This window comes from Paraburkholderia sp. IMGN_8 (genome assembly GCF_038050405.1).
Taxonomy (GTDB): Bacteria; Pseudomonadota; Gammaproteobacteria; order Burkholderiales; family Burkholderiaceae; genus Paraburkholderia.
The window spans coordinates 3627416-3641209 of record NZ_CP150901.1; the positions used below are offsets into that span (position 1 = coordinate 3627416).

General features: G+C 59.3%; 9 protein-coding genes. 5 read left to right on the forward strand and 4 right to left on the reverse strand.

What is annotated here, in order from left to right:
• Nucleotides 1–63: 63 nt before the first annotated feature.
• A complete protein-coding gene (locus tag WN982_RS37450) occupies nt 64–687 on the reverse strand; it encodes a ParB-like protein (protein ID WP_341317002.1) in 624 nt (207 codons plus the stop codon).
• A gap of 436 nt (nt 688–1123) precedes the next feature.
• Here WN982_RS37450 and WN982_RS37455 point away from each other — a divergent pair, with 436 nt between their 5' ends.
• From WN982_RS37455 to WN982_RS37475, 5 genes are all read left to right on the forward strand, one after another.
• A complete protein-coding gene (locus WN982_RS37455) occupies nt 1124–4036 on the forward strand; it encodes an EAL domain-containing protein (protein WP_341317003.1) in 2913 nt (970 codons plus the stop codon).
• Between the two features lie 1203 nt (nt 4037–5239).
• Nucleotides 5240–6361: a DUF2169 domain-containing protein gene (locus tag WN982_RS37460; RefSeq protein ID WP_341317004.1), complete on the forward strand. Its 1122-nt coding sequence runs from the start codon at nt 5240–5242 to the stop codon at nt 6359–6361.
• Nucleotides 6358–7386 carry a hypothetical protein gene (locus WN982_RS37465; protein WP_341317005.1) on the forward strand — a complete coding sequence of 343 codons (1029 nt, stop codon included), beginning with the start codon at nt 6358–6360 and terminating at the stop codon, nt 7384–7386. Before WN982_RS37460 ends, WN982_RS37465 begins: the two co-directional genes overlap by 4 nt.
• Nucleotides 7383–8564 carry an HNH/endonuclease VII fold toxin-2 domain-containing protein gene (locus tag WN982_RS37470; RefSeq protein WP_341317006.1) on the forward strand — a complete coding sequence of 394 codons (1182 nt, stop codon included), beginning with the start codon at nt 7383–7385 and terminating at the stop codon, nt 8562–8564. Before WN982_RS37465 ends, WN982_RS37470 begins: the two co-directional genes overlap by 4 nt.
• Nucleotides 8565–8591: 27 nt before the next feature.
• On the forward strand, nt 8592–9497 hold the full coding sequence (locus WN982_RS37475; RefSeq protein WP_341317007.1) for a hypothetical protein: 906 nt from the start codon (nt 8592–8594) through the stop codon (nt 9495–9497).
• A 105-nt stretch (nt 9498–9602) separates the two neighbouring features.
• Here WN982_RS37475 and WN982_RS37480 read toward each other — a convergent pair whose 3' ends face one another.
• The 3 genes from WN982_RS37480 to tssI are packed head-to-tail and all read right to left on the reverse strand — an operon-like array spanning nt 9603 to nt 13762.
• On the reverse strand, nt 9603–10868 hold the full coding sequence (locus WN982_RS37480) for a TIGR02270 family protein (RefSeq protein ID WP_341317008.1): 1266 nt from the start codon (nt 10866–10868) through the stop codon (nt 9603–9605).
• Nucleotide 10869: 1 nt separating this feature from the next.
• Nucleotides 10870–11415 carry a DUF6484 domain-containing protein gene (locus WN982_RS37485; protein WP_341317009.1) on the reverse strand — a complete coding sequence of 182 codons (546 nt, stop codon included), beginning with the start codon at nt 11413–11415 and terminating at the stop codon, nt 10870–10872.
• 31 nt (nt 11416–11446) lie between these two features.
• Nucleotides 11447–13762 (reverse strand): type VI secretion system tip protein TssI/VgrG, encoded by a 2316-nt coding sequence (gene tssI, locus WN982_RS37490; RefSeq protein WP_341317010.1) that lies wholly within the window; start codon nt 13760–13762, stop codon nt 11447–11449.
• Between the last annotated feature and the right edge of the window lie 32 nt (nt 13763–13794).

Here is a 13794-nt window from a genome sequence, read left to right on the forward strand (position 1 = left end):
CCTTTCCTGAAGGAAACGTGAGTTCTCAGAGGGAACGAGAGCAGGCCACATATGGAGGTCTGCTCAACGGCTTTCCATTATCCCGGACCAGCCCGGCAGGTACCGTGCTTCTGGCGTGTGCGCGACGGCCTTCGCCTGATCGAGCGCCTTCGCGAAGTTCTTGCGGATCTTGCTCTCCGTTATCCGCGGGCGTAGAAAGTCGGCCCATAGGAATTCGCTGAACGGCGTCGCGTCCTTTGCGAAGCCGCCCACTCGGCGCAGTTCGCCAGCAAGACTTCTATACGGATCGTCCGCCAGCCCGGTCACCGTCTTGGGGAGATGTTCGTAGTCGTATCGCGAGCCGTCTGCGCCGAACGGATGGACCCACTGGTTATGTTCCATCATGCGCCAGAAGATTGCGTCATCCAGCCATGAGAGGTCCTTGAGCATCGCTACCTTCACTACCTTGACACCTTCTTCGAGCAGCGCAAGCCCGAGGTGATGATGGTCCACGATGTAGTAGAGATTTTCCGGGCCGAGCACAGCGGGAAACCAGTGCGAAGCAATGGCTTCGCTGCGCGCCTTCTTGCCGAGTGTCTTCCAGTGCTCGCGTTTCTCGACGACTTCGCGATAACCCACCGTCATCTGTGTGGGACGCAATGCGGTGAGTTTCGCGGGGATCAGGTGATTGTCGGGATGCAGGACCATGTTCGCCTCATAGAATTGGTTTGCCGCAACGATAGCGCGGATCGATGAGTCAAACCAGTAGGCGTTGCCTCGTCGCCGGCGCCCCCTTACAAGAGTCCCTTGTCCAGGCAGAGCTGCCGTTCGAACGTCCGTGCGAGGGCACGGCAAACGTCCGTATATGGTCACCAGTTGACATTTTTAATTCGCGCGCGGGAATCCGAAGCCCAGCAACCCCGCATGCCATTCAAGGTTCGACGTCTCTTCGGGTTGACGACATTAAAGACGCAAAGTTGACATGTTTAATGCGTTCTACGGCCGTCAACCAGCTTGCCTCTTCAGAATCCCCGTTTTCCGCCGTTACCGTACTGATGACCTGCCTTGATGCGTATTGGTGAAGTTGCCGATTCCGGGAACTCCAGGGTAGAAGGCGTTGTGGATAAACAGTCTCTTTGACAGCATGGAAAACCCTGGAATCAACAGCGAAAACGAATACTGCGTGCCGGTCAGCGATTTGCATATGCCCGTCATCCGTTACGACGCGCATGGCCAACGGCGCTACATGAATCGAGCCGCTGTAACGACGATGAGCGCCGCATCCGAAGGCTCCGGGGTGTTGTTTACCGATGCCGAGTTGCTGTCGCCGCAGACGCTGCGGCATTACCTCGATGCCATTCGCGAAGTCGCTACCACCGGCGTCGCGCGCGAGTTGGAACTGGCGTTCGACGGCATCCGTGCGGCACAACGCGAACACTACTTCGTACAGTTCGTAACCGATCCGGTTCGAGACGGTGATCGCTGCGTGCTCGCGATCTATTTCGACATCACCGCGCGCAAGCGTGCGGAGGCAAAACTCCGCGAGCGGGAGTCCTTTCTCGAATCGCTGCTCGATACCATTCCCATTCCCGTTTTCTCGAAGGACAGGGAAGGACGGTATCTGCACCTCAACAGGGCCTTTGAAGAGTTTTTGGGCATAACAAAGCAGCAATTCGTCGGCAAGACCGTCTTCGAGACAAGCCCTTACGAACTGGCGAAAACATATTTCGCCATGGACGAGGATCTCTTCGCGAACGGGGGCATCCAGCGATACGAATTCACGGCCCGAAACGCGCTGAACGAGATGCGCGACGTGGAATTCAGCAAGGCGGTTTTTCACGACGGCCAGGGCCGCAAGGCCGGGTTGATCGGGGCGATTCTGGACATCACCGAACGCAAGCGGGCAGAAGCAGAGCAGCGCGCACAATACGAAAGGATTCTCCAACTCAACAAGAGTCTCGAAGATAAGGCGCTGGAATTGTCCGAGGCACGCGCACAGCTGATGAACGTGCTACATACCATTCCAGATATGGTGTGGCTAAAGAGCACGGCTGGCGTCTTCATGCTGTGCAATCACGGCGTTGAGCGATTTGTCGGTAAGTCGAAAGCTGAAATTCTCGGGAAATCCGATTACGATTTTTTTGATGCCGGATTGGCCGACTTCTTTCGCGAACGCGAAAAGGCAGCAATCGACGCCATGCGCATTTGCGTCAATGACGAATGGGTGGTCTCTCCCGCGACCGGCGAACGCACGTTGCTGGAGACGCGCAGGCTGCCAGTATTCGATGCGCATGGTGCGGTGACGGGCGTGCTCGGTGTGGCGCGAGACATGACTGAGCGGCGCCGTTTCGACGAAACATTGGCCCGGCGGGAGCGGGAATTTAGAACCCTCGTCGAACATTCGCCCGATACGGTTGCCCGCTACGGACTTGACTTTCGACGCATCTACATCAATCCGACTTTCGCATCGCTCGCCAAGGGGGGCGCAGAGGCACTGATCGGCAAGACGCCGACCGAATATCCAGGCGGCCCAAACACGGTCCTCTACGAGGAACAACTCGAGGAAGTATTCGCCACGGCAAGCGATAGGGAATTCGAGTTGAAATGGGGGCCGGCTGAGGGCCGGCAGCTATGCCACCTGATCAGGCTGACCCCAGAGCTGGGGCCGAACGGCACCGTGGAAACGGTCCTTGCCGTGGGGCGGGACATCACGGAACTCCATGCGTCGAGAGAGAAGATCCATCGCATGGCGTATTTTGATGCACTGACAGCGCTGCCGAACCGCGCCCTGTTCAACGAATACTTGCGCCAGACAATCTCCACCAGCGCGCACGGTCGCTTGACAGCCGTAATGATGATAGACATGGACCGTTTCAAGGGCGTCAATGACACGATGGGCCATGCGGCCGGTGATGAGCTGTTGCGTGAAGCGGCGGGGCGCCTGCTCGCCTGCGTGCGCCCAGGCGATACGGTCGCGCGCTTCGGTGGCGACGAGTTCGCCATTCTGCTGCCCGAGGTCCCCGATCGTTGCACCCTGGAGCAGATCTCCGCGATGATCATCAAGAGGCTCGACGAGCGTTTCTTGCTGGCCGGAAAAGAAGTGTTCATTTCGTGCAGCCTCGGCATCGCGCTGTATCCGATCGACAGTATCGATGCCGAAGATCTGCTGAGCTATGCGGATTCGGCGATGTACCTCGCGAAGCGCTCAGGTCGTCGCGGTTTTCGCTTTTACACGAAAGATCTGACTATCAAAGCCACCGCGCACCTGTTGCTCGAGTCGGAGCTTCGTCGCGCGATCGATCAAGGCGAGCTTGAACTGCATTACCAGCCCCAGGTGTCGTTTCGCGGTGCAGAAGTGATCGGGTCCGAAGCGTTGTTGAGGTGGAACCGGCCTGGCGTAGGTTACATTTCGCCGAATCAGTTCGTGCCGGTTGCAGAGGAAACGGGCCTTATCGTCGATCTCGGCAGGTGGGTGCTTCGCGAAGCCTGTCGCGCGGCCTCCGAATGGAACGCCGGTGGCGGAGCGCGTCACACGGTGGCAATCAATCTGTCGGCCAGGCAGTTTCAGACTCGCGACCTCGCGCTGATGGTAAAGGATATTCTCGATGAAACCAATTGCCGCCCCGAATGGTTAGAGTTCGAGATCACCGAAAGCGTGCTGCTGGAGGAAGACGACTCAGTCACGAGCGCGCTGTTGGCGTTCAAGAACATGGGGCTATCGATCGCGATCGATGATTTCGGCACCGGTTACTCCGCGCTCAGTTATCTGGCTCGCTTTCCAATTGACACACTTAAGATCGACCGTACGTTCGTGCAACGGGTCACCACCGACCGGCGTCATGCCGAGCTCGTCAAGGCGATCCTTTCCATCGCACGCTGCCTTGGGCAGCGGGTTGTCGCTGAAGGCGTCGAGACAATGGAGCAGGCGGCGTTCCTTGATGTCCATGGTTGTCAGGTCGCCCAAGGTTTCCTCTACAGCAAACCGCTGCTGAAGCCTGACATCTCGTCACTTCCCCGCTATCTCAGTCCGAGTGCTGCGGCACATGGCGAAGCCTAAGTGTAACGACCTGAAATCAAAGCCGGCCGAACCTGCAATCGACACGGTTTCCGGCCAGCTTTAACTGCCTCGGCGGGGTCTTCACGTATCGCCGACGGCGCTAAGGAAAACTCCCTTCCACGACTTGTTTCATGGAACCGCGCCAGAAATAGCAAATCCCGCGCTCGCGCTCCTGACGGTCGACATTTGAACCGGTACTCGCACCCGAAGGACAGCCAGCCGGAACGATCGGGCAGAAACGACCTAAGTTAGTAAAGGCGTTCTCGGGCAGAAAAACCCACACCCCTGATTTTGAAGGCAATCCGGCATGGTCCGAGAGAGCCTTATGTTCATTGGTGGGCCGGGTCGGATTCGAACCGACGATGTCCTTTCGGAGGCGGATTATGAGTCCTAGCGAGACCCATTTAAAATCATATAGTTACATCCTATTTCATTCCGCAAAGCACCATAATAAGCATCGCTGAGAGGCGCCAAAATCGAGAGACGCCCCCTGATTTGCGGAACAGTTTTACGAAGCTTCGATGACGTTCTCGTTCCTGCCGACGCGGGACACAGGGCAACCAAGACCATTGCACAACAAGGTCCGTCAGCCAACTATCTGGGAACTATCTATCGGGAGCGTTCTATCCCCACGCTTATGCCGGGCGGCCGTTTGCGCTTGCAAACGAGTGAGATGGAAGTCGGCTTGCTATCGGGCGCGGCAGCAAGCAGGCCGCGTTCTGAGCGGTTTTCAAGCTAGAACAACCTCAGTGCCTCATTCTTCGCCCACGCTCATATAGCTCCGGTCAAATGGTGAATTGCGCTGGATGCCGCCCTTCGTCGTTCGCGCCATTGTCACATTCATGGCAATCGGTAGTTCCCCAGCCGAGTGTGTGCCTACCTAAAATCTGGCTAGCGGCAGCAGACCCACGGCACGGCTGACAGGGCGATCTTTACGTCGCCACTCGCGGTTTTCATCGCTGCATCTGCGAGATGCATCCGTACGCTTGCCTGTCCGGCTCCGCTATAAAACTCCTATCACTTATCGTCGGACGTTCAAAATCGTTCTGGGTCGTTCGTCTAACTTTCATTGTCTGATCCTGTTAAACATTCGACACCGAGCTGAGACCCGTTGCGCAACCGTCGCAGCGAACTGATCGTTCCGCCTTGGCACGCCGGGGCGGTGGTCATCCGTCGAACAAATCGCCTTCCGGGCGCGACAACGTGGAACTGATCAACGCCACCCGCATGGTTGCCGGCTACAGCATGGGTCTAGCGCCCAACGGTCGCGAATCCTTGGTCGTGGTCATCAAAGGTACGTTTCGCTTTCTTCATCGAGACGAACCACCCGGCCACTTCACGCTGCACGACGAACAAAGGCCACTGTTCATGGCCGACACGTTCACCGGCGAACCCGGGTTTTCAGCGCCCATCTACGAAATCGACTTCGCGCCGCGCAAGCCGCGCTGCGACATCCTGATGCTGGGCAGCGCCTATGCGCCTAACGGACGGCCGACGACCCGCACCGAAGTCGGACTCCGGGTGGGCGACTGGAGCAAGCGCTTTGCCGTCGTCGGACCGCGTCATTGGGAATATCGGCCCCTCAATCCGGTCGCATCCTCACCCGGCCCGTTCGTAAAGCAGCCCCTTTCTTACGACTTTGCATTCGGCGGGACCGATAACCGCCACAAAGACCCAGCAGAGCACGTGGCGTTCATGCCGAATCCAGTCGGCTGCGGTTTCCACAAACACATGAGGATGGACTGGATCGACGGCGCGCCGTTGCCTCACACGGAAGAAAGTGAGCGCGGCGTGTCCGACCCGCGTGGCAGCTACCGACCAATGGCCTTTGGTCCGATAGGACGTGGGTGGTCGACTCGATCCTGTTACGCTGGCACCTACGACGACCAATGGCTCGATCAGCACTTTCCGTTCTTGCCGCCGGATTTCGACGATCAGTACTTCCAAGCCGCGCCAGCCGATCAACAGGTGCCGCTCGAGTTCTTTAAAACGGGGCCTGTCGATGTCACGTTGTTCAATCTCACCCCCGAGGGCCTCACACGTTTCACGATTCCACATCTGGTCGCACCGATCCATGTGTTTCCGAAGCGCGGCGGGCGTGAAGACCACGTGGCCGCGCTCGACACCGTGTTGATCGAACCGGACCTGAGCCGCTTCACCCTCACGTGGCGTATGTCGAGACCACTCAAGAAGAATATGTTCGAGATTGCCCAGGTGCTGGTCGGCAAAAAAGGAAAGGCGTGGTGGCAACAGCGTGAGCGGGTGAGCTTTCCGATTCCCATTATGGTGGTCCCGATGCCACCGAACGTGACGGACCCGACATGAGCGAATCCGCTGTCGCTATTCTCCGTAGCGGTCTCATCACGTCGGTAGGTTTGAACGCCGCGGCAAGTTGCGCCGCGTTCCGCGCCAAGCTGAGCAATCCGTCGGAGACGCGATTCATCGACTCCCGCGGCGAATGGATAAAAGCGCACCAGGTGCCGCTACAGCAACCCTGGCGTGGCCTCACCAGGCTAGCCAAGATGGCCGCCATGGCGATCGACGAGGCGCTGGAAGACGTACGCAAGAGTCAGTGGCACGAATTGCCGCTGATTCTGTGCGTCGCAGAAGCGGAACGGCCCGGACGTATGGCGGGCCTCGATGATCAACTACGCCAGCAGATCCAGTCGGAACTCGGTGCGTCCTTCGCACCGCAAGTGCTCACGGTGCCGCAAGGTCGCGTCGGCGTGGCCATCGCGCTCGCCCAGGCGCGTGGGTTGATCGAGAGGAATGGGGTGCCGTTCGTGCTAGTCGCTGCGACTGACAGCCTGCTTTCATGGCCGACGCTACTCTATTACGAACAGACCGATCGCTTGCTGACCGCAAGCAATTCCAACGGCTTCATGCCGGGCGAGGGCGCCGGTGCGTTGCTGCTGGGACGGCCCGGCGACCACGCAGCACTTGTATGCACGGGCATTGGCTTTGGTCGAGAAGCCGCTCATATCGACAGCGAGGAACCGCTTCGCGCCGACGGCCTCTCACGGGCCGTCAAGACGGCGCTGACCGAGGCGGGTCAAGAGATCCATCAGATGGACTTCCGGATCACGGATAACGCCGGGGAACAGTATTACTTCAAGGAAGCGGCGTTGGCGCTGTCGCGCTTGCTGCGCGTTCGCAAGGAAGGGTTCGACATCTGGCATCCCGCTGAATGTACCGGCGAGGTCGGTGCGGTGTCTGGCATGACCATTCTTTCGCTGGCCAAAGCTGCCTGCGAAAAACACTACGCCCACGGTCCGAACATCCTCGCACACATGGGCAACGACGCAGGCCAGAGGGCCGCGCTGTCACTGCGTTACGGAGCAGCGGCATGAGCAACGAGGTCTATGCAAACATGATGGAGGTCTCGTGCAAGCAGGCGGCAGGCAAGTCGATCTGCGCGTTTCCAGATGTGTGCATGACGCCTCCCACCACTCCCGCAACACCACCCGGCGTGCCGGTTCCATATCCGAACACCGGATTAGCATCGGACACGAGCGATGGCTCGACGACTGTGATGATTTCTGGCCAGGAGGTGATGCTCAAAAACAAGAGCTACTTCAAGAAAAGCACGGGCGACGAAGCGGGCGCGGCGCCGCAGAAAGGCGTGGTGACCCACAAGAACATGGGCAAGGTCTACTTCACGGCTTGGTCGATGGATGTGAAATTCGAGGGCGAGAACGTCGTGCGAATGCTCGATACGACCACGCACAATCACGGATCGGTGCCGGGCAATACGCCGGTGTGGCCTTACATCGACGAAGAGGACACAGCCAATGTGAAAGAGCTTTGCGCGGAGGAAATCGACAACGAAAAGAAAGCGTGTAAGGGTTGCACGCCCTACGGAAAGCAGGACCCTTGTACGAAAACCTCACTTGGCATAGTCGGCAAACCGGCCGGCTCAAAGGAATCCACTGAGGCGGACACGCTGGCGAATCGGACCGCCGCGAACAAGTGCCTCGCTGCGCGGCGATGTGCCCTTCAGCCTTACAAAAGCGCGAAGTCGCACTGCTGTCCGCAGCAGACAGGCCACCATCTGATCGAAGCCAGCGCGCTCCACAACACCGGCCGAGGTGGATCCGGATCGGTCGCCGTAAAGGGCATGTCAGACTATAGTGAGAACATGGCGCCCTGCGTTTGCGCCGAAGGTGTCAACCAGAATACGGGCACACACGGTCTGATGCACACATTCCAAAGTGCCGCCGCCGCGAAATGCCCGGAAGGCAATATTCCAATGAGCAAAGGGCCGAGCGTTAAAGACAGAGTGACGACCTACGGCGAAAGCAAGGAAAGCGCCGCGAAGGCACACAAAAAGACATTCCCGGAATCCCAGTGCACAAAAGAGTGCATTACGGCCCAGTTGGACGCTTATCACAATCAGTGCGGGGTGGAGGACAACACGAAGATCAAGGCTGTAGTCGAAGGACAATCCGACGTATCGGAGGCCGCGAAAGAAGTGAAGGATCGAAGTGCAAATATCCGGCGGGCGCGCGCGGCCGCCGGACTGGATTGAGCGCGCTACCTTGGGTCGGAGGCAAGCATGGCCGGACATTGGACTGATTTATTTTCCTTCGTAACCGGTGCAATTCGCCAGAAGGAAATAGCGTATCTACTGCTGTCGACCGACGAGGCAAGTTCACTCAAGATACCTTTGACCGGCATCGTACAGTGGAAACCGGACGCATGGGCAGATGGTGGCGAGGTGGAGTGGCTGGCGGCCGGAACTGCGATTGCCCGGCAACCGCTCGAACAACTCTGCGTCGTCGGCGAGTTCGGGAAAGTTCTGATGATCGGTAGCGGCGACCGCCACGAAGAACGCATCGGCAAGGGGAAGACCGCGCCCGAAAATCGCGGACCACTGCGAGGCGTTCGTGCCATCGGCGATCACGTCTATTGTGTGGGCATGAGCCGACAGGCTTGGCGACGCGACGCGGTCGATCTGTGGACCGAGGTCGACAACGGCTTTCCGCCCATTACCGAAGACGAAATCGTCGGTTTCGAGGCAGTGGACGGCTTCTCGGAAACCGATATCTACGCGTGCGGGTGGGACGGCGAAATATGGCACTACGACGGCAGCGCGTGGTCGCGCAAGGATAGCCCGGTCAACACAGTCCTCGTGGACATCTGCTGCGCAGGCGACGGCAATGTGTACGCTTGCGGCCGCAACGGACTGCTGATTCGCGGCAATGGCAACCAGTGGGAGGTCGTCGATCTAGCGGGCTTTTCCGATGACATCTGGAGCCTCGCCTGGTTCAACAGGCGACTTTTCGTCGCGACTTTCGAATACTTGCTGACGCTGGGCAAAAACGGCTTGGACGTCCTCGACATGGGCGACGACCCGGCTCGCACATGCTATGACCTCGTGACGGGCGCCGGCATGTTGTGGTCGATTGGCGCCAAGGACGTCATGTCCTTTGACGGAACGACGTGGAGCCGCATTGATTAGTTTAGTCGATGTGCGGCGATCGTCTGTCGGGTCGAATAACCCCGCCAATGCGCAGCCGAAAGCGCACAGCCACCCGGTTCAATGCCTTAGAGTGAGCAACGCTCGTCAGCTTCGCTTCGCGTGCCCCGGGTCGAGCCAGCGTCGCTGACGCCACGTCGGCGCCGCACAATCGAACGTGACACGGTCCGTCCCGGAGAGGGCGGACCAACATACCGCAGCAACCCGCTGCCGCTGATAACCCTCACGCAGCACCTGGACGCAGTGCTCACGTGAGGGCGGCGCACCGACGAAATAGCGGCTGCCTCGGTGAAAGCGATTCGCGTTCCCGTGCCACCAACGGTTCACTTTCTCTGTGTCGGGCCACGGCAAGCCAAAGTCCTCGTCGAGCGCGACGTCAGCATCATCGGGATCGTCGGTCGGATGGACTTCTATGTCTTGCGGTGGCTTCCGGTCGAGGTCGAGCCACGCAAGGTCGGCGCCCGTGATCCAGCTGAACGCCTCGCCGACAATACGCGCAAGCGAGGCGTCTGACATAAGACCGATCAACCACGGCACGAAGTCCGGGTCGCCTGCCGCGGCTACCCCGCGTATCAGGTTTCGATGAGGTCCGCGCTCCTTCGCAATCTGCGTGAGCAGCGCCTTGCCCGTATCGCGGTCCGTTGCCATCAACGCGAGTTGCAGCGGATTGCGGCTGAACCGTGCCGGTTCGTGCGCATGCTCGATGAGTTTCGCGAGTCCCGCACGCCGGTCGCCCAGTATTACGCTCGACCATGCCGCCCAAAACTGGCACTGCAAATCGGGATCATTGAGCGCCGCAATACATAGCGGTAACAGATCGTCTCGCCCCAGATCGCCTGCTGCCTGCAAGGCTCGCGCACGCAGCATCGGTTCCGGATCGCTGATCGCCGCATCGAGTAGCCGGCCAGGATCGACGCGGTGCATCACGCAACTCGCGATCCCGATCGCCTTTCGGAAATGGCTAGATGACTCCAGCAGCAAGCGAACGATGCCCCTCAACTGTCGTGCGCTGACCCAGCCAAACGCCGATAGCAAACCTTTACGAATACCAGCAGCACTTTCGGCGATCGCAAGCATTGCGTCGATGGCACGCTCGTCCGCATCCTCCAATGCACGAACCGTGGCCGTAAAGAGGGCGCCCGCACTGGCATTTGCGAGCGTCGCTTCACAGCACTGCCATCCGGCCATACCAGCGACCCCTATGCCATCGAGGTGCGCGGCGATGCGCTCGTCGAAACGGCCGATGTGATGCAGCTTCGCATGCGCCGCGCCTATCAGCATAGAACGCGCGTTCCACAGATCCGCCGAGTCTTCGACATGCCTCGACACCACCGCGAGAATCGATTGCGACACCTTAGTTCAGCTGAACGGCGCCGCCGGTGATCCGGTTCGCACCCGATGACCGGCTCGATACATAAGTGCCCTGGATCAGTACCTTGCCCGCCTTTGTCAGCGTAATCGAAGCCTTGCCACAGCGGAGTACCAACTGCTCGCGAGCAGAGACAATCATTCGTTCGCCGTCTGCATCGACTTCAACACTTCCGGTGGCCGCATGATCCAGTGCAACGCCGCCTTCACGCAGTATGCCGATGATCACGGGCCGGTGTACATCCGAACCGTCGAACATCAGCGCAACGTTGCGCCCAACATGCGGTTCGTATAGATCGATGAGCGTCTGAGCGGCGATTGCAGCTGTCCCTTCTTGCCCTGGATAGCGCACGAGCGGTACGTGCCCGCCTTCGGTGATCGCAAGGAGCTCGCCGATCACGAGGCCGGCCATCTCGTTCAGCGATGGAAGTCCACGCACTTGCCGCTCGTGCACGCCGCCGGGTGACGGACAGTCGACGGAACCGTCCGATATCGCGAGTTCGTCACATAGCATTCGATCCCTGCCACTCATCGCCAACCTCCACCACCTCGACTTTGTCTACTCAATTCTGCAAAATCTTCGACCCCTTCATCACAATATCGCTACTGGCCTTGGCATTGATCGTCCCGCTGCCTTTGATTGTGATGTCCTTGCCATGGATCTCGATCGTCCCATCCTTCTTCATGCTGATGCATGCGCTACCTGTCTTGATCGTGACTGACTCGCCTGCATCGATGACGAGATTCTTCCCGACAGAAACCGAATCGTCCTCGCCAACAGAAGTAGTCCGCCCTTTGCTAACCGTGCTCGACTGCGCCCCACTAATCGCTTCACTCGCATCGGCCGCCACCGTAACAGTCTGCCCCCCACCCACATCGAGCGACTGATCCGATCCGACACTAGTCGACTGACTCCCTCCAATCCCCACCGTCTGATCCGCGCCAACCGTCACCGCCTGATAAGCCCCCACAGTCAGTGCCTGAAATGCCCCAACGGTTATCGCCTGAAACGCGCCAACCGTCACCTCCTGCGCGCCGCCTACCGTGATCGTCTCGTTGACCCCCACCGTATGCGTCCGCTGCAACGTAACCGTTGCGGTCTCGCTGGCCCCAACGGTCTTCGTCCGGTTAGACCCGATCGTGATGCTCTCGTTGGCCCCAACCGTCTCTGTGCGATCAACCACAATCGCAATCTTCTCGTTATTCCCCACCGTCTCGGTGCGGTCATGCTTCACAAGCGTAGTCTCGTCGTGATCGACGTTCTTCTTCCGGTCGTGCCCAACCCAATGCGTCTCATCATTCTCGACTTCGATATCCTGATTCTTCTCCGCATGAAGCAGCACCTGCTCGGCGCCCTTCTTGTCCTCGAAGCGCAGCTCGTTGCAATTCGCGCCGCTGCCGCCCTTGCTAGACCGGCTCTTGATCCCAGTCTGCGTCATGTTCGCGGGCAATTCGTAAGGCGGCATCTGCTCGGCGTTATAGACACGTCCAGTAACGATAGGCCGGTCCGGATCGCCCTCCAGAAAGTCCACGATCACTTCCTGCCCGATCCGCGGAATCGCGACAGCCCCCCAGCCCTTGCCCGCCCAAGGCTGCGACACGCGCATCCAGCACGAACTGTTCTCGTCGCCCTTACCCTGCCGGTCCCAGAAGAATTGCACTTTCACGCGCCCGTAGCTGTCGGTGTAAATCTCGTCGCCGCCGGGGCCAACCACGGCCGCCGTCTGAGGTCCCTGGACGAAGGGCTTGCGAGTCGTTCGCGCCGGCGCAAACGGCTGTTTCGCATCGATCGCCGAAAACCAGCATTCGCATCGGCTCGGTTGACTGCCTTCGAACGCCTCGTAGTCGGCCAGGTCGATTTCATAGCGCGTGCGCGTCACAAGATATTGCGCATTCTGATCGGTGCGCGGATGGCGCTCCAGCTTCAACAAGCTCCCGATGCGAACGCTCATGCTGTTCGTTCTGGCATCCACCTGATGCCAGTTGATCGCCGCATCGCCGCCCAGCAAAGGCTCGGTCCACAGTTCATCGGCCCGCGCCTTCGCCCGGCTTTCGCCGTAGTCGGGATCGACGTAGCCGCCGGGATAGTCGAAGTGCTCGAGATCGCCGAACGCGTCGAAGCCGGGCATGCTCTTGACCGCTTTCTTCTGCAGCGGCCGCGAAGGATGCTTGAAGTCGTAGTCGGTCACGAGCCAGTTGCGTGTCTCAATCTCGTGATGCGTCTCCCACTCGCTGATATATTCGGCGCCCGGCGCCACGCTCATCACCGCGCCGTAGGGCAGCGATTCGCACCCGGGCACACTCTCGTGCGTGGCAAGCGAATCGGTCAGTATCAGAGACTCCTTACCGTCGCGATCCTGATACCAGTAGTAGATCCCTTCGTCCTCCAGTAGCCGGCTTACGAAATTGAAGTCCGACTCGCGATACTGCACGCAATACTCGCGCGCAGGATGCTTGCGCGCGTTCGCCTTCCACTTGATCTCGCCGAATTCCACGCTCTTGTAGACCGGGTCCGCGAAAATGGCCTTCACGATGTCCTCTACGTTCTTGTTCTGAAAGATCCGGCAATTGCTGCGCCGCGTGAGCAACCAGAGCCACGGGCGGACCGCAGCCTCATACACATGCAGCCGGCCGCGCATGCCGGTCTGCCTGAATCCGACTACATATCCCGAGAAGATCCGCGGCTTCGCCTTCGACACCTGAAGCGACACCGTGACGCGCTTGCCGAGAATGCGCCGAAAATCGACGTCCGGGCGCTTTGACAACAGTGTCAGGTCGTAGCTGAACATGCGCCCCAATTCGGCCGTGGCACGCATGCTCAGGAACAGAACGTCGTCGCCGAGCGGCGTATCGATCGTGACGAGCGGCGACTGGGCCATGATCGTTGTCTAGCGCGGCGGACCAGTGCCGC

Coding starts and splice junctions, on each gene's coding strand:
- WN982_RS37450 (WP_341317002.1), bottom strand. CDS start 687: ATGGTCCTGCATCCCGACAATCACCTGATCCCCGCGAAACTCACCGCA.
- WN982_RS37455 (WP_341317003.1), top strand. CDS start 1,124: ATGGAAAACCCTGGAATCAACAGCGAAAACGAATACTGCGTGCCGGTC.
- WN982_RS37465 (WP_341317005.1), top strand. CDS start 6,358: ATGAGCGAATCCGCTGTCGCTATTCTCCGTAGCGGTCTCATCACGTCG.
- WN982_RS37470 (WP_341317006.1), top strand. CDS start 7,383: ATGAGCAACGAGGTCTATGCAAACATGATGGAGGTCTCGTGCAAGCAG.
- WN982_RS37475 (WP_341317007.1), top strand. CDS start 8,592: ATGGCCGGACATTGGACTGATTTATTTTCCTTCGTAACCGGTGCAATT.
- WN982_RS37485 (WP_341317009.1), bottom strand. CDS start 11,415: ATGAGTGGCAGGGATCGAATGCTATGTGACGAACTCGCGATATCGGAC.
- tssI (WP_341317010.1), bottom strand. CDS start 13,762: ATGGCCCAGTCGCCGCTCGTCACGATCGATACGCCGCTCGGCGACGAC.